The sequence below is a fragment of the Clostridium sp. NkU-1 genome, from assembly GCA_001312405.1.
Genome location: BBDR01000005.1, coordinates 160,504 through 176,188, shown reverse-complemented (window position 1 = coordinate 176,188; position 15,685 = coordinate 160,504). Strand labels below are relative to the sequence as shown.

14 protein-coding genes and 2 pseudogenes are annotated in these 15,685 nt (G+C 43.0%); 15 read left to right on the top strand and 1 reads right to left on the bottom strand.

Annotated features, from left to right (window positions below; genetic code table 11):
* Nucleotides 1-321 precede the first annotated feature (321 nt).
* The 12 genes from JCM10519_RS28685 (at nucleotide 322) to JCM10519_RS10390 (ending at nucleotide 11,047) form a co-directional block, all read left to right on the top strand.
* Complete coding sequence (locus tag JCM10519_RS28685) at nucleotides 322-639, top strand: CoA transferase (protein WP_347843792.1); 318 nt, start codon at nucleotides 322-324, stop codon at nucleotides 637-639.
* Entirely contained in the window at nucleotides 614-1,507 is an 894-nt protein-coding gene (locus JCM10519_RS10430; RefSeq protein WP_347843791.1) for a CoA transferase, read from the top strand. Before JCM10519_RS28685 ends, JCM10519_RS10430 begins: the two co-directional genes overlap by 26 nt.
* A gap of 35 nt (nucleotides 1,508-1,542) precedes the next feature.
* Entirely contained in the window at nucleotides 1,543-2,721 is a 1,179-nt protein-coding gene (locus JCM10519_RS10425) for a CoA transferase (protein ID WP_347843790.1), read from the top strand.
* A gap of 68 nt (nucleotides 2,722-2,789) precedes the next feature.
* Entirely contained in the window at nucleotides 2,790-3,449 is a 660-nt protein-coding gene (locus JCM10519_RS10420) for an MBL fold metallo-hydrolase (RefSeq protein ID WP_054739046.1), read from the top strand.
* A 6-nt stretch (nucleotides 3,450-3,455) separates the two neighbouring features.
* Nucleotides 3,456-4,229: an enoyl-CoA hydratase-related protein gene (locus tag JCM10519_RS10415; RefSeq protein ID WP_054739043.1), complete on the top strand. Its 774-nt coding sequence runs from the start codon at nucleotides 3,456-3,458 to the stop codon at nucleotides 4,227-4,229.
* 59 nt (nucleotides 4,230-4,288) lie between these two features.
* Entirely contained in the window at nucleotides 4,289-4,561 is a 273-nt protein-coding gene (locus JCM10519_RS28680) for an acyl-CoA dehydrogenase family protein (protein WP_347843789.1), read from the top strand.
* Nucleotides 4,558-5,424 (top strand): acyl-CoA dehydrogenase family protein, encoded by an 867-nt coding sequence (locus JCM10519_RS10410; RefSeq protein ID WP_347843788.1) that lies wholly within the window; start codon nucleotides 4,558-4,560, stop codon nucleotides 5,422-5,424. The genes JCM10519_RS28680 and JCM10519_RS10410 overlap by 4 nt, the downstream gene beginning before the upstream one ends.
* Before the next feature lie 35 nt (nucleotides 5,425-5,459).
* Complete coding sequence (locus JCM10519_RS10405; protein WP_054739040.1) at nucleotides 5,460-6,602, top strand: acyl-CoA dehydrogenase; 1,143 nt, start codon at nucleotides 5,460-5,462, stop codon at nucleotides 6,600-6,602.
* 210 nt (nucleotides 6,603-6,812) lie between these two features.
* A complete protein-coding gene (locus tag JCM10519_RS10400; RefSeq protein ID WP_347843787.1) occupies nucleotides 6,813-7,892 on the top strand; it encodes a hypothetical protein in 1,080 nt (359 codons plus the stop codon).
* 161 nt (nucleotides 7,893-8,053) lie between these two features.
* Nucleotides 8,054-8,428 (top strand): hypothetical protein, encoded by a 375-nt coding sequence (locus JCM10519_RS28675; protein WP_347843786.1) that lies wholly within the window; start codon nucleotides 8,054-8,056, stop codon nucleotides 8,426-8,428.
* 109 nt (nucleotides 8,429-8,537) lie between these two features.
* Nucleotides 8,538-9,824 carry an MFS transporter gene (locus JCM10519_RS10395; protein ID WP_054739038.1) on the top strand — a complete coding sequence of 429 codons (1,287 nt, stop codon included), beginning with the start codon at nucleotides 8,538-8,540 and terminating at the stop codon, nucleotides 9,822-9,824.
* Between the two features lie 182 nt (nucleotides 9,825-10,006).
* Nucleotides 10,007-11,047 carry a LacI family DNA-binding transcriptional regulator gene (locus tag JCM10519_RS10390; protein WP_054739037.1) on the top strand — a complete coding sequence of 347 codons (1,041 nt, stop codon included), beginning with the start codon at nucleotides 10,007-10,009 and terminating at the stop codon, nucleotides 11,045-11,047.
* Between the two features lie 108 nt (nucleotides 11,048-11,155).
* Here JCM10519_RS10390 and aes read toward each other — a convergent pair whose 3' ends face one another.
* Nucleotides 11,156-12,163 (bottom strand): acetyl esterase, encoded by a 1,008-nt coding sequence (gene aes, locus JCM10519_RS10385; RefSeq protein ID WP_054739034.1) that lies wholly within the window; start codon nucleotides 12,161-12,163, stop codon nucleotides 11,156-11,158.
* A 1,281-nt stretch (nucleotides 12,164-13,444) separates the two neighbouring features.
* On the opposite strand from aes, the pseudogene JCM10519_RS10380 reads away from it, so the two are divergent.
* The 3 genes and pseudogenes from JCM10519_RS10380 to JCM10519_RS10370 all read left to right on the top strand — a co-directional run bounded on the left by JCM10519_RS10380 (nucleotide 13,445) and on the right by JCM10519_RS10370 (nucleotide 15,657).
* Nucleotides 13,445-14,676: pseudogene (locus JCM10519_RS10380) on the top strand (DEAD/DEAH box helicase).
* A gap of 270 nt (nucleotides 14,677-14,946) precedes the next feature.
* Nucleotides 14,947-15,168: an RNA 2'-phosphotransferase gene (locus tag JCM10519_RS10375; protein WP_347843785.1), complete on the top strand. Its 222-nt coding sequence runs from the start codon at nucleotides 14,947-14,949 to the stop codon at nucleotides 15,166-15,168.
* Nucleotides 15,169-15,206: 38 nt separating this feature from the next.
* Nucleotides 15,207-15,657: pseudogene (locus tag JCM10519_RS10370) on the top strand (YaiI/YqxD family protein).
* The last annotated feature ends 28 nt before the right edge of the window (nucleotides 15,658-15,685 follow it).

Genomic DNA, 15,685 nt, shown 5'->3' with positions numbered 1-15,685 from the left:
TCTGTAAGAACAACTACTTTCTCGTGAAAGCAATGTGCTTGTTTTTATATTAACAAAAAGAATTATTTTGTCAACAGGTGAGAAGAAAAAAATGTTAAATTTCTTGAGAAATATTAAAAAAAAGCATTGGGTAAAAATGTGAAAAAAGGGTGGTTTATAACGTAAAAATGTAAAATATGCATGAAAAAGATAGTTAAAAATTAGACGAAATATAGTTTGACTTATTATTTATGTGCATGTTATACTAAAACACACAACTTGAAAAGGAAGTCGATTTTCCTTGATTTCACGTAAAAGTAAAACGGAAAGGGAGTGCAGATCATGAAGCCACTTTGTTCATTGAAAGTTTTGGATATGACAGATGGTAACCCGTACACAGGCAGCATGTTTGCTGATTATGGTGCGGAGGTTCTAAAGATTGAGAAACCGGATGGAGGAGATTCTGTTCGCAGACGCGGTGCAGCAGATGCCGGTGAGGGGATTTACCAGGCTTTTTACAATCGCGGCAAAAAGAGCATGACGCTGGATATCAATAAGGAGGCAGGCCAGGAGATTATAAGGCGTCTGATCCCACAATTTGATATGGTGATTGTCAATAAAAAAAGAAGAGGATATGAAAGCGCTGGGCCTTGGATTTGAATCGTTAAAAGAAAAAAACCCTAAATTGATTTACGGAGTTCTTACTCCTTATGGAGAAAGCGGGCCGTGGAAGGATATGCCGGATTATGATTTGCTTATTAATTCCCGTTCCGGTTTACAGGAAAAGACGGGATTTCCTGCAAAGCCTACGAAATTTGGTTTTCCCCTGGGATATATTTATGCAGGCTGGCATCTAAGTGCCGGAATGATGGCAGCTTATCTGAGCATGCAGAAAACAGGGGAAGGGATAAAGGTTTCTGTCAGCGTGTGGCATACGCTGATGTCACTGGACGATACGTTTGCAGAAGGCCTTCTTGGCATGAACGCACTGCCAAAGAGGATTGGAAATGGTTTCCCGACTACAAACCCTACCGATACATTCCGGTGTAAGGATGGCTGGTTCTCTTTGAGTATCGGCAGTGATGCACAATGGATTTCTTTTGCACAGTGTGCGGGCCGAAAAGACTGGGCAGAAGATCCCCGATATGCACATGATCCTGCTCGTTCCATGGAAAATTATTTCGGAGATTTGGACCAGCAGTTAAAAGATTATTTTGCGACAATTACCATCCAGGAGGCAGACATGATTTGCCGGGAGGCAATGGTACCGGGAGGTCCGTGCAATACTGTGATGGAACTGGTGCATGATGAACAGGTTGCAGACAGAGAGATGCTGCTTCATATTCAGGATAAAAAGCTTGGCGATACGCTGCAGATTGGAAAAGCTGCGAAGTTTTCATGGGATGGAAAAGAGGACCATGTGATTGATTCCGCACCGTTGCTTGGAGAAGATACCGATAATTATCTGGCGGGAATTAATATTGAGCAGGTTGAGATTGCACGTTTGCGGGCAGACGGTGTGATCTGACAGGAATGAAATATATGGAAAGGGGTAGAAAAAAAATGGCCAAATGGGAGTCAAAGGGTGTATTTAAGGGCATGAAAGTTTTGGATTTTACTATAGCATTGGCGGGAGTCTTTACGGCATGGCAGTTTGCTGATTTAGGCGCAGAGGTGTGGAAGGTAGAGAGATACAACGCCGGTGATCAATCCAGAACATGGGATCCATTTGTAAATGGCATGAGTACGCTTTACTGTGCCTATAACAAAAATAAGCAAAGCATTGAACTGGATCTTTCCTCAGCGGAAGGGAAAAACATCATTTATGAGATGGTAAAACAATGCGATGTGGTATTGGAAAATTTCAAGAGCGGTTCCATCGACCGGCTGGGACTTGGGTATGACAAATTAAAGGAAATCAATCCCGGGATTGTGTTTATGTCGCTGAGTGGTTTTGGTGCCAGCGGGCCGCTGATGAAATATCCCTGCTATGATGCAATCGCGGCTGCGCGCGGCGGTTTTGCGGCCACCAATGGTGAGGCAGAGGGGGCTCCGGTAAAGGCGGGAAATGCAAACTGTGATACGCTTACCGGAATTTATGGGTTTAATGCGGTGCTTATGGCACTGATCGAAGCCCGAAGGACTGGAAAGGGATGCAGAATTGACATTGGAATGTCGGATGTTGTGATGGAGGCATGTGCAGAAACGGTAATGGATTACGGTATGGAAGGAAAGGCCCAGGCGCGCTTTGGGAATCACGATCGTTTTACTGCACCCTATGGAATCTTTGAAGCAAGGGATGGCTGGGTATCCATCATTGCTGATACCCAGGAAAAGTGGAAAGCCCTTGCTAATACTTTAAAGCTGACAGACTTGCTTTTAGACTCCCGTTTTGCAACAAATGAAGCACGCATTGCAAACAGGGAAGCACTTACCGAAAAGATAGAAGCGGTGACCCGTACCATGTTCCGCAAAGAAGTGGAAGAAAAGCTTCTGGCGGTGGAAGTCGGGGCATCGGAGGTTCTGCCATTTATTGAAGCTTATACCTCGGACCATGCGAACCAGACAGATGTCACGGCTCTGGCATGGCAGGATAAAATTGGTTTCATCCGCTTTTACAATAATCCCATCCGGTTCAATGACGAGATCTGCCGATTCACAGGGGCTCGCCGCTGCTGGGGCAGGATTCAAGAGATATATTGGAGAAAGCAGGATATTCCAGGGAAGGGATTCAAAAATTAATCGATGATGGTGTTGTCGGTGAGCACATGTTCTAAAGAATAACGAAAGAGAATGCAGGGAGGTGAGTGATGGAAGTACAGAGACTTGTTTTGGGAATGTTTAAGACAAATTGTTATATTATTTCAGGCAAGAGTCTGGGCAAATGTATTTTAATTGATCCGGCAGATGATGCAGAGAACATCAGGAAATGGCTTGTGCAGCAGGATCTGGTTCCGGAGGCCATTCTTCTTACCCATGGACATTATGACCACTTTCTGGCAGTTCCGAAGCTGCAGGCGTTGTGGAAGGAACTTCCTGTGTACTGTCATTTGCTGGACTGCCCGAAGGAAAAAGAGGAACATGACATGGGTATGGTGTTTCCCACCGTAACTGCGTTTTCAAATGTCAAAGGAATCAAAGAAGGTCAGAAGCTTTGGCTGGCGGGTTTTGAAATTACCGTATACCACACACCGGGGCATACAAAAGGGTCTGTACTGTTTTTGGTGGAGGATGGACTATTTACAGGAGATACCTTGTTTTGCAATAGCATTGGACGTACTGACTTTGCAGGAGGTGATGATGCCCAGATGCATTTGTCATTGCGCCGGATTTCAGAAATGAAAGGAGATTATAACGTGTATCCGGGGCATGAGGGGCTTACGACACTTTCGGAAGAAAAAAAAGAAATAATCCGTATTTGCAATGCTTTAGTAAAGATTCAGGCAGATTACATAAATAACAGGAGGTAAAGAAGCATGGAGAAACAAAAGGTACTTACAGAATTAAGGGATGAGGTGTTGATTGTAACAATCAACCGCGACGAGAGGAGGAATGCCATTGATCCGGAAACATCTGCAAGGCTGGAAGAAATTTTAAATAATGCAGAAAATGATTCAAAGATACGCTGCATTATCATAACCGGTGCTGGAGAAAGAAGCTTCTGTGCAGGAGAAGATTTAAGTGCATACGATGAAAATGGCGGTTGTCAGACGATTATGGCCCATGGTTTCGCTGGAATCACAGAAAGGGTGTCCACAAAACCGATTATCTGCGCGGCAAATGGAACAGCAGTTGCAGGAGGACTTGAAATTGCAGTGTCCTGTGATCTGATCGTGGCGGCAGAACATGCAAAATTTGGACTTTCTGAGGTGAAGGTAGGTCTTCTGGCAACCAGTGGCGGACTGATTCGTCTTCCCAAGCTGGTGCCGCCTAAAATTGCGGCGGAGATGTGCCTGACTGGAAAATTAATTTCTGCTTCCCGTGCATATGAGATTGGCCTGGTGAACTATGTGGTGCCTTCGGATCAGGTACTTATAAAGGCTCTGGAACTTGCCCATATAATCGCTGCCAATGCGCCGATTTCCCTGAAGCTGACCAAAGAGATTTTACACATTGCTCCCCAGGTATCTCAGGAGGATGCGCAGCGCTTTTGTAACCGTTGCTGGGATTATATAGAAAAAACAGAAGATTCTGTAGAAGGACCAAGAGCATTTCTGGAGAAACGAAAACCTGACTGGCAGGGAAAATGATTGAAAACCGCTGAATCTCCCGTAGGATAATGATAGACAGAATAATGGAGGAAAGAAATATGGATTTTAGAATTACAGAGGAACAGGAATTAATGGTACAGGCAATTGAAGAGGCATTGACACGTGAGAATTTAGAGAGTTATTTTCAGGAATGCGATAAGAATCACGAGCATCCCCACAAGTTCTGGGATATTTTAAAAGAATTGGGATGCTTTAGCATGTTCTTGCCGGAGGAGGCAGGCGGAGACGGCGAGGGCGCGATTACGATGCTCCTTGTAATGGAAGCGCTGGAAGATGCGGAACACCGGTATACTTATTCTGGGATCATGTGAAAGCAGATGCATTGCTGGAGAATGGAACAAAAGAGCAGATTGAAAAGTTCATGCCATTGTTTTTTGAGGGGCATCCGGCGTATGCACAGGGCTTTTCAGAACCGACTGCAGGTACGGATCTCTCCAGCGGTACGATTTTGACCACCTATACACGCAGAAATGGAAAAGTATATATCAATGGACACAAGCACTTTATCTCCGGTGCACAGGGAAGTGATTACTGCCTGACACTTGCAAAGAACAGTGAAAATCCGGAGCAGCTGACCTTATGGTTTGTTCCTACCAATGGCCACGGCTGTAAGAAGGAGCCTATGGAGACCATGGGTCTGCATATGGAAAATGTAAACGATATCTGGTTTGACGATGTAGAAATCGAAGAAAAGGATATGTTCAGCACAGAAGGAAACGGCCTGCTGGCGACCTCAAAGGGATTTGATTATGAGCGTCTCATTGATGCGTTTAACGCATATGCTCAGGCTTTGTGTGCATACGAAGATGCATGCAGATATGCAAACCAGAGAATCGCTTTTGGCAAAGAAATCGGAAGATTACAGCTGATCCAAAACCATATTATGGAGATGGCGATGAGAATTGAAGCAATGCGCGATATGCTGCTGCGTTATGCCTGGAATAAGGATAATGGCATCCTAAGAAGAGAGGAAGCATCCATTGCAAAACAGTTCTGCTCCGAATCTGCCAATATTGTGGTAGATCATGCCATGCAGGTAATGGCAGGCATTGGATTCTGCGGAAGCCGTGTAAGCCGTATTTACCGTGATCTTAGAATTACACGCATCTCTGGAGGTACTGGTGAGATTCAGACGGTGATTGCAAGCAAGCAGATTTTGAAAAGATATCGATAAGAGATAACAGATATAGGAAACAAAAGGAGAAAATTATGGAATTTAAATTAAATGATGAGCAGGAATTATTGCGTGACACAATTCGGGAATTTGTAGAAGCGGAAATTGCGCCCATTGCAGCAGAACTTGACAGGGAGGAGAGATTTCCGGAAGAGTTGATACCCCAGCTTGGCGAAATTGGCGTAATGGGTATTCCGATTCCAGAGGAGTATGGTGGAGTCGGAATGGGAGACTTAGAATGTGCCATGGCGGTAGAAGAGATTTCAAAAGCATGTGCAAGTACAGGCGTTACCGTATCGATCCATACCTCCTTTTGCTGCTGGCCCATTCTTGCTTTTGGGACAGAAGAGCAGAAACAGAAGTATCTGCCGGATTTGGCTGCAGGCGAAAAGCTTGGTGCATTTGGCCTGACCGAGCCGAATGCCGGTACGGATGCAGCCATGCAGGCAACAACGGCTTCCGATGAGGGTGATCATTATCTGTTAAATGGAAGTAAAATTTTTATTACCAATGGGTCTTACGCTGATGTATATATCATCTTTGCAGTGACAGATAAGAAATTGGGAAAGAAAGGAATCAGCGCATTCATTCTTGAAAAAGGGATGGAAGGATTTACCTTTGGAAGCAAGGAGCACAAAATGGGAATCCGCGGTTCAGCTACCTATGAGCTGGTATTTGACAATGTTAAGGTTCCAAAGGAAAATTTACTTGGTGAAGCTGGAAAAGGATTCAAGATTGCGATGGCGACACTTGATGGGGGCCGTATTGGGATTGCGGCACAGGCACTTGGCATTGCGCAGGGGGCAATTGACGCGGCTACGGCCTATGTAAAAGAACGCATCCAGTTCGGAAAACCAATTTCTGCTTTCCAGAACACACAGTTTACGTTGGCAGATATGCAGACACGTGTCGACGCGGCTCGTTTGCTGGTCTACCGTGCCGCATGTATGAAGACGGCAGGAGAAAAATATACTGCACAAGCATCAATGGCAAAGCTATATGCGTCTGAAACTGCCGGGTATGTGACCAGCAAAGCGGTTCAGCTGTTTGGAGGATACGGCTATACCAGAGAGTATCCGGTGGAAAGAATGATGCGTGATGCAAAGATTACAGAAATCTATGGAGGAACCAGCGAAGTTCAGAAGATGGTTATAGCTGCGGATATGGGAATGAAATAGTCCTGTGAAAGGAGTGCTTGTGTCCGAATCTGCATGCGGCGAAAGGAGCATAATTTTATTATGGGAGAAATCATTTTTTTCAATTTGCGTCGGCGGATGTCTGGTTGTATCAGGTATCATCTTGATTGTTGTTCTGAAAAAGGAAGAGGAACGAAATGATATACGATAAAAATACCGTTTTGTTTTTGCAAAGTGGAGAGAGGTGACCCGGTGAGCATTTATTTTTGGGGTGTTATTATAAGTATTATAATATATATGGTGGTTGGCTTATATGCCGGCCGCCAGGTAAGAGATGCCAATGACTATTATGTCAGTGGACGAAATGCTCCCACTTTTTTGATTACTGGTACATTGATTGCCTCCATGTTGTCTGTAAACGGATTTATGGGGGATCAGGGCTGGTGTTACACTGGAAATATTACTTCTTTGGTGCTTCTGAATTCCATGTGTGCCTGCGGTTATGTGTTTGGTCCTCTCGTGTTTGGAAGATATTTAAGACGCTCTGAATGTACTACGATGCCGGAGTATTTTGGCGTGCGCTATCATGACCGAAAAATCAGACGTGTGGCGGGAATCATTACCATTATTTCCTTGACGGCATATCTGTTGGCATGTATTACGGGTGTAGGTATTCTGATACAGGAACTGACCGGACTTCCTCATGAAGTGACACTGTTTTTGGCATGGCTTTGTTTTACGGTATTCACCTTTTACTCTGGGTCAAAAGGAGTGGTCTTAACAGATACGCTGATGTTTTTAGTATTTCTGTTTGGGGTAATTCTTGCGGGACCGGTTATTTTCAAAGCTCAAGGCGGGATTGGTGAACTGCTGACGAATTTGATGAACAATCCGGCCACCCCCCAGGGACTGTTGGATTATCATGGAAATATTGCCGGCACGGGAGCAAAGGATGTGTTTGGAGCAGTGATGTATGCGGTTACGATGGGGATTATCTGGTTAATCACTGTGGCGGTATCACCGTGGCAGGCGGGACGGAATCTTATGGCTAAGAGTGAACATGTGACATTCCGTTCCGGTGCTGTGGCGGCAATTTGTACGGTCGTATTTCTGCTGTTTCTGAATTTGCAGTCGGTGGCTGTGCTGAACTTAAATGGAGCGCTGGAAGATCCGCAGCGTGTATTGATATGGGCCTCCTTTGAAGTGCTTCCCAAACTGATTGGGACATTAATGCTGGCCGGCATTACAGCAGCAGGCTTATCAAGTGCTTCCACGTTCCTGTCGGTCATCGGGTTTTCGGTAACAGCGGATATTATTGACAAAAAAATTTAATTCGGAAGCAGAAAAGCTTAAGCACAGCCGTATTATGATGCTGACGGTAGGGATCCTGGCACTTGTGCTGGCTTATCTTGGATTAGGCGGCGTGCGTGTGATTTCCTGGTTTGCATCCACAATTATTGCAGCCAGCTGGGTAGTGCCGGGGGTTGGCGGCATTGTATGCAAAAAAATTATCTGCAACCGGCGCCAGATGGGCGATGATTTCCGGCTTTTTTGGATTTGTCATTCCCAAAAGTCTTGTAGGGCTTGGGATCAGTCCCTTTGCAGGTGTTTTTGTGAATTTCCTGGATCCGTTTTTTATCGGAATCTATTTAAGCTTATTCTTTGCGCTGATTGGTACAAAACTGCACCAGGCAGGAGCAGAGGAGATGGAATACCACGAGAAATTAATGATATTGCCGGAAAAAGAAAAAGTGGCGTCCGAATATAAGCAGGATCGCCGCTATGGATATATTCTGATTATTGCAGGCGTCATAACGACGCTGGTGCTGCTGTTTGGATGGGCACTGCCTTATAATGGTATTATATAATAAAAAAAATCTGGATAAATGAAAAACTGGTTATACATATGCGGCGGAAGTTCCAAATGCATTTGTTATTGTTATTCCTGCAAAAAAATAAAACGAAAGAGGTAAAAGTATGGGGAAAGAAAAACAATTCGGAAAAATTACGACCCTTATTTTGATGATGTTGTCGTTGAACACGATCTATGTTTTGCCATATCTGATGTATACATATTATGCACCGCTTCAGGAAGCAATGGGGCTGCTCGGAAGGGATGCAGATTATGGTAAATTGCTGAACGTGTATGGTATTGCCAATATTATTCTTTATATTCCCGGAGGGATGATCGCGGATAAGTTTGATGCAAAGAAGCTTTTGATTTTTTCCATGATAGGAACAGGAGTCCTTGGATTATGGGAAGCAACATGGCCCAGCTACACAATACTGATGATCATCCATGTTGCATGGGCATTTACGACAGTACTGACTTACTGGTCAGCATCGATTAAATGTATCAACGTGATTGCAGGGGCAGATGAGCAGGGGAGTATGTATGGCTCACTGGAAGCAGGACGCGGGATTGTAGGTATTATTCTTACGACCATTTTTGTTGGTATATTTACAAAATATTCAGCCGATAGTTCAAGGGCAATGAGTTATGTGGTTATCACCTGCAGCGTGGTTATGATTCTGGTTGGTATTGCAATGGTTTTCCTGATGCCTGTAACAAATGTTGAGGGCGCTACAAATAAAGGATTGCTTGACAGTGTCAAAGCAATGGGCCAGGCACTTAGCAGGCCGGTTACCTACTTGCTTTCCGGAATGATTTTTGGTGCCTGTATCGCACAGGCAGGAATCTCTTATCTGGCGCCATATCTGGCGAATGTATGTGGGATGGATCAGAATATGACCGTTATTTTTGCGAATTATAACCGGACAATCTGTACGTTAATCGGTGCTTCAATCGCAGCTTATGCCGCGAAAAAGATGGGGCGTTCAAGCAAGTTTATGATTTATGCGGGAGTTGGTTCTATAGTCAGCTACGTATTGCTGGTGCTGATACCAGGATCTGCGGCAATGATGTTTCCGATTCTGGTTATTATGGTTTTCTCTACCTTGTGTTATCCGGTATTCCGTGCATTATACTATGCAGTTGTGGATGAACTCGGAACACAGAAAAATGTGGTGGGAAGTGTTATCGGAATTGCATCTATTTTGGGATTCCTTCCGGATACCTTTTACACTTCCATGTGCGGTGCAAGATTAGAGGCAGACCCGGTTGGCGGGTACAAATTCGTATTTATTACTTGTATGGCGGCTATGGCGCTCGGTTTAATCTGTGCCTTTATCAGTGACCGGAAAATTTTAAAATACAGGGAAACGGATGAGTACAAAGCTTCGATAAAGCAGGCAGATATGTAAAATCCGGAACGGGGAAAGGCGGCACCTTGATAGAAAATAGCGGGCAGTACTTTTGTTTTATATTATAGGGAATTATGCTATTTACATAAGAGGGATAGTTTAGTATAATTCAGACAAATGCAAATTCTTCAGAGAAGAGACCGATACCTACTGCATGATGCAATGATAAGGAGAATATTTTTATGCAAAGAATAACAATTAAAGATATTGCAGCAGAGGTAGGGGTTTCACATACCACAGTATCTTATGTCCTAAATAATAATACAAATCAGAGAATATCAGATAAAACACGTGAAGCGGTGTTAGACGCAGCAAGGCGTTTGAAGTATATACCGAATGAAACTGCACGTTCTCTTCGTAAGGACAGTACGGAATGTATCGCAGTGGCATTGGAAAAATCTGTGGCTCAGAGCCGATTCGGCAGGCTGCTGCAGGGAATACGGGAAGAGCTTGGGGCAGAAGGATATGGTCTTATGCTGATGGATTTCCAGATGAAGAAAGAAAGTAAGTGCCCGGAGTATGTGGAAAGCGTGCTGCAGCGGCGGACGGATGGGGTTATTTTTATTTCATCAGATGGTCTGCCGCCGGTCTGCAGCAGGATGATTGACAACTATAAAATTCCCTTCGTTGCCTGTGACTGCTGTCCTGATGAAGAGGGGCTGGCTTCTGTAAGCTTTGATTATGAAGATGGGGCTTTTGAGGTAGCATGTTGTCTTTTGGGAGAGGGCGCCAAGCGGATTCTGTACTGGCAGCCGGGCGTAGACAGTCTGCAGGAGGAATATCGGTTATGCGGATTGAAAAAAGCCATGGAGCTGTATCCGGATGCTGAGCTTATCGTGTGCAAGGTCCCCGTTATGCAAGGAACATCTTCGGACGACCGGCATATGGCATTTGATGATATGTGCAAACGCTCTCTTACGCAGAATGTTCTGCCAAGACTCAGACTATTTGAACCGAATGATGCTGTGATTTGTGGCTGGGGAGTGATGATAAAGTATTTATGCGCTGCTTTATATCAGAGAAAAGAATTAGAAATTAAGATTGCCGTGCTTTCGGATTCAGATGTTCCGGTGGTTCCTGGGATGAATATCATGGTCAGCAGACCGGAATATAAACGAGGGGGGAAGGAGAGTGCAAGACTGCTTCTTGCCCAGATTCATAAAGAACCGTATGAGAGCAGAATTGTAATTGCACCGACACCGCCTGCTTATGTAAAAATATGAAACCTGAATGCAAATACCAAAAAAGAGTGCCGTACCTGTGATTTATATTCGCAGGTGCGGCACTCTTTATGAATATATTCGGCTGGTGGCCATAGCCGGCGAGTTTTTTTATCCTTCTATGATGGAAGCATAAAATTCGCCGCTATGCTTTAAACAGTCAAGGGCTTCGTCCATCATACGCCCGTAATGCATGAATGCATGCAGTACACCAGGAACCAGCTCAAATTCCGTGTGTACGCCATGGAGAGCTAATATGTTATGTAAGGCCTGAGAATCGCCTAAGAGCGGATCCAAGCTGCCACAGCATAAATAAACAGCAGGTATTCCGTGGGTCAGATCATTGTTTAAGGTAGCAAAATATGGATTTTCTCCATCTAATGAGGGATTTTCCAGATAATAGCTGATGTAAGCAGACATATCACTTTTGCGCATACCGTCTAATGCGGTTCCGTTCAAGCGCCAGGAAGGACCGTCCATCAGACCGTAGGAACCATAATAGAGCAGCAGTGCGCAAATGTAATCGTTATCGCCAAATACGTCACGCAGGTAAAGCGCAGCCCCCAAAGCCAGATTTGCTCCGCCGGAGTCGCCCCCAATTGCCATTTTATCCGGAAGAATACCATATTTAGATCCATGCTCATGGAAATAACGGATGACAGCTGTGCATTCAAACAGCGGAACCGGGAATTTCGTTTCCGGAGCCAGATGATAGTCCACACCGATTACTGCGCATTTGCTGGAAGCCATGACACTTCGCATCATGCGGTCGTGAGTATCAATACTTCCTACGGTAAATCCGCCGCCGTGAATGAATACCAAAGCATGATGCTGAGGTTTATCATCAGGGTAATAAATGCGCACAGGGATCGGACCGATGGGACCTTCGACTGTTAATTCCACTGTTTTGCAGGGATTTGGACCTCCCTCATTCCAAAAACGGCGTTCTTCTACATATTTCGTTCTCAATTCATCCCAAGAGCAATTGGTATCAAAGGCATCGGCAGAGTGTTCTGCCTGATAATCAATGACCTTTTTCATTCCCTCAGAAAGAAGTGGATATGGATCGGGCTTGTTTACTTCGTAGTCGATTTTGTACTCTGGCATGTGAAATTTCATATAGATTACCTCCTAATCTGGGATTAGTTCTCGGTTCGAACTGCGGATTGTACCTGGGAGCGCTTATTATTCGGCTTTACGGCTTCATAACAATAAAATCCTATTTTCAATTCTACATCAAATCCCTATATTTTGAAACGGGAAATTCTATTTTTTCTAATAAAATTTCCAACCCTGACAGGAAATTTTCCACTGACATGATTTAGAGGCTTCAGGGTTCCGAACCAGTCTGTCATTCATATCGATGACAGTGACTGCAAGATTTTAAAATACAGAGAAACGGGTGAGTACAAAGCTTCGTTAAGGCAGGCAGATATGTAAAAAGTCCCGGAACGAGGAAAGGTTCCACTTGATAGAAACTGGTGGGCGGTACTTTTGTTTTATATTATATGAAATTATGCTATTTACATAATGGGAAAAGTCCAGTATAATCAGACGAATGCAAATTTTTCAGAGAAGAGACCGATATCTGCTGCATGAGGCAATGATAAGAAGAGCGTTTTTATGCAAAGAATAACAATGAAAGATATTGCCGCAGAGGTAGGGGGTCATATACCACAGTATCTTATATCCTAAACAATAATACAAATCAGAAATTAAGATTGCCGTGTTTTCGGATATAGAAAGAACTGGTTGACGATAAACTCATAGAGAATACCATGCGGAAACTGATAGACGTAAAGGATGAAGTCTCTTGACAGTTTTACATATATCAATTTCATTCGAAGCAAAATGGTCAAAGATTCTTACGCCAGAAAGGAGATTTAGCCTTGAAGGTCCGGATTTATGATGACAATACTCGAAGCTATTTCAAATCAGAGGTGTATGCAAGAATAAACACTGGATGGTACGAAAAGCAGTAGTGCATGTTCCTTCTGAGAATGGAGGCTATATATGCTTTTTTGATTACCTGGATAAAGCGGAAAACAAGATGCCACCGAAAGTTTTGATAAATACTATACTATGGGGCCGATATTTTAGAAGCTTCAATCATTATAAAGGATTCATCCATATTCTTTTGCAACGATGGAATTCAAGAGTGGAATGAAAATTATGAAGGTACTTGGATAACTGCTTATAGTTTGCGCTGGCGTTTTGTGCGATAGTCTGTGCTTCACAGAAATTCACCCCGCCCCAAGGGGATACCAGAGGGGCGACATTTTTTTTACACATTCAAAGTATACAGAATGTGCCGTTGAAATATGTTGCTCTAAATAGACTGGCCTGGTCAAGTATCAGATAAGAGATAAATTTAAACAATACAGATTAATAGGAGAGTTTATGAAATTTAAAGATTTAGATATTATGCATGATATTATAAAGGCATTGGAAAAGGAAAGTTACGATATTCCTACACCGATACAGGAAGAGGCAATACCTGTTATATTAAGCGGCAGGGATTTACTTGGTTGTGCCCAGACTGGTACCGGAAAAACAGCTGCATTTGCTATACCAACGATTCAGTTACTCAACGAAGAAAAAGTGCCTCATCGGGCAAAACAAAATATAAGGGCTCTAATCGTAACTCCAACTAGAGAGCTCGCTCTACAAATTTATGAAAGTTTTAACACTTATGGGCAATTTACTAATTTAAAATGTTGTGTAGTCTTTGGGGGAGTATCTCAAAAGCCCCAGGAGGAAAATTTAAAGCAAAAGGTAGATATACTTGTGGCAACACCAGGAAGACTACTGGCCTTAATCGATCAAAAAAATTGTAAATATAGAACATATTAAAATATTTATATTGGACGAAGCGGACCGTATGCTGGATATGGGATTTATTCATGATGTTAGAAAGATCATTGCTAAAACTCCTTTAAAAAAAAGCAAACATTACTTTTCTCGCTACGATGCCGCCAGACATCGCCAAGTTGGCGGGTACGATTCTGAAGAATCCTGCGAAAATAGAAATCACTCCGGTATCATCAACAGTGGATACCATAGAGCAGTATCTGTACTTTGTTGATAAAAGTAATAAGAAGGATTTGCTTCTGCACATTCTAAAAGATAAAAACATAGTTTCAGCACTAGTATTTACCCGTACCAAGCACGGGGCGGATCGACTTATTAAGCAATTATCAAAGAATAACGTAATTGCTCAGGCAATCCATGGTGATAAATCACAAGGAGCACGTCAGAGGGCATTAAACAATTTTAAAAACAAAACATTGCGAATATTGCTTGCAACAGATATCGCGGCAAGGGGAATAGACATAGATGAACTGACCCATGTTATTAATTATGACCTGCCAGATACACCAGAGACGTATGTACATCGTATTGGTCGAACAGGCAGGGCAGGACTTGGTGGAACAGCAATATCCTTCTGCGATTTTGATGAAAAGGGACAACTAAACGATATTGAAAAGTTGATTGGGAAGAAATTAATAGAAATAAAAGATCATCCCTACCCATTAAAGAACAACGTTCCGGCGATAAAGCTGTGCAGCCAAGAAGAGATACAGCAAAAACAGCGAAATCTCAAGCCAAACCTCCGAAGAAAGAAATTTTAAGGTCAAAAACATCATCCCAAACTACCTCACAAAAATCGGGTGTATCATCTAAGAGAGAGTCATTGCATACAGCTTCCATAGATGGCGTTTCATCAAAAAAAGAAAAAGTATCGAATGACAGCAGATGGAACATTGAAAGAAAAACGGAGTTTTAATAAAATTTCAATGAAGGACAAAAAAACGGTAAATTTGGATATGTAAATAGAGTAACAAGTTATATGAAAGTGAAGCATGGTAATGTGCTCTTTTGTATTATTCCGGATAACTTCAATGCAGCTTGCAGTTTTTTTTGTCTTTTTGAGTATCAAATATTATATTTTATCAACAGATATGGAAACAGCCGTTAAAGCAGGTAACAGACATGGAAGGCCTGTTGTATATCAGGTTAATGCCGGTGCTATGGCAAAGGCTGGTTATAAATTCTATTGCTCTGAAAATAATGTATGGCTTATAAAAAAGGTGCCTGCAGAATTCCTTAAAAAAGCAGAATAATTTCTTTTTTTACTGGCATAATGAGGAGGAAAAAGTAAATGGAGATTTATGTGGATGCAGATGCCTGTCCGGTAGTTCGTATTGTTGAGAGGGTAGCTGAAGAATATAAGATAAAGGTATGTCTCTTATGTGATACAAATCATGTGTTACAGTCTGATTACAGCGAGATAAAGATTATCGGTGCAGGAGCAGATGCAGTCGATTTTGCACTGGTAAACCTGTGTAGATCTGGAGATATTGTGGTAACACAGGATTATGGTGTGGCAGCAATGGCACTGGGAAAAAAATGCATATGCGATTCATCAATCTGGAAGATGGTATACCAACGACAACATAAATCAGCTTCTCATGGAGCGACACATTGCAAAAGCCGCAAGAAGAGCAAAATCTAAAAATCATCTAAGCGGACCAAGAAAAAGAACACTGGAAGATGACAAGCATTTTGAAGAATCGTTCCGAAAATTAATTACCCATGCTGGAGAAAAATAGTGATCAGCTTTTTGATATGGAAGATAAA

Bases quoted from the DNA above. Each gene is read 5' to 3' on its own strand.
- JCM10519_RS10430 (WP_347843791.1), top strand. From the start codon at position 614: ATGAAAGCGCTGGGCCTTGGATTTGAATCGTTAAAAGAAAAAAACCCT.
- JCM10519_RS10395 (WP_054739038.1), top strand. From the start codon at position 8,538: ATGGGGAAAGAAAAACAATTCGGAAAAATTACGACCCTTATTTTGATG.
- JCM10519_RS28680 (WP_347843789.1), top strand. From the start codon at position 4,289: ATGGATTTTAGAATTACAGAGGAACAGGAATTAATGGTACAGGCAATT.
- JCM10519_RS10405 (WP_054739040.1), top strand. From the start codon at position 5,460: ATGGAATTTAAATTAAATGATGAGCAGGAATTATTGCGTGACACAATT.
- JCM10519_RS10390 (WP_054739037.1), top strand. From the start codon at position 10,007: ATGCAAAGAATAACAATTAAAGATATTGCAGCAGAGGTAGGGGTTTCA.
- JCM10519_RS28685 (WP_347843792.1), top strand. From the start codon at position 322: ATGAAGCCACTTTGTTCATTGAAAGTTTTGGATATGACAGATGGTAAC.
- JCM10519_RS10375 (WP_347843785.1), top strand. From the start codon at position 14,947: ATGCAGCTTGCAGTTTTTTTTGTCTTTTTGAGTATCAAATATTATATT.
- JCM10519_RS10420 (WP_054739046.1), top strand. From the start codon at position 2,790: ATGGAAGTACAGAGACTTGTTTTGGGAATGTTTAAGACAAATTGTTAT.
- JCM10519_RS10425 (WP_347843790.1), top strand. From the start codon at position 1,543: ATGGCCAAATGGGAGTCAAAGGGTGTATTTAAGGGCATGAAAGTTTTG.
- aes (WP_054739034.1), bottom strand. From the start codon at position 12,163: ATGAAATTTCACATGCCAGAGTACAAAATCGACTACGAAGTAAACAAG.
- JCM10519_RS10415 (WP_054739043.1), top strand. From the start codon at position 3,456: ATGGAGAAACAAAAGGTACTTACAGAATTAAGGGATGAGGTGTTGATT.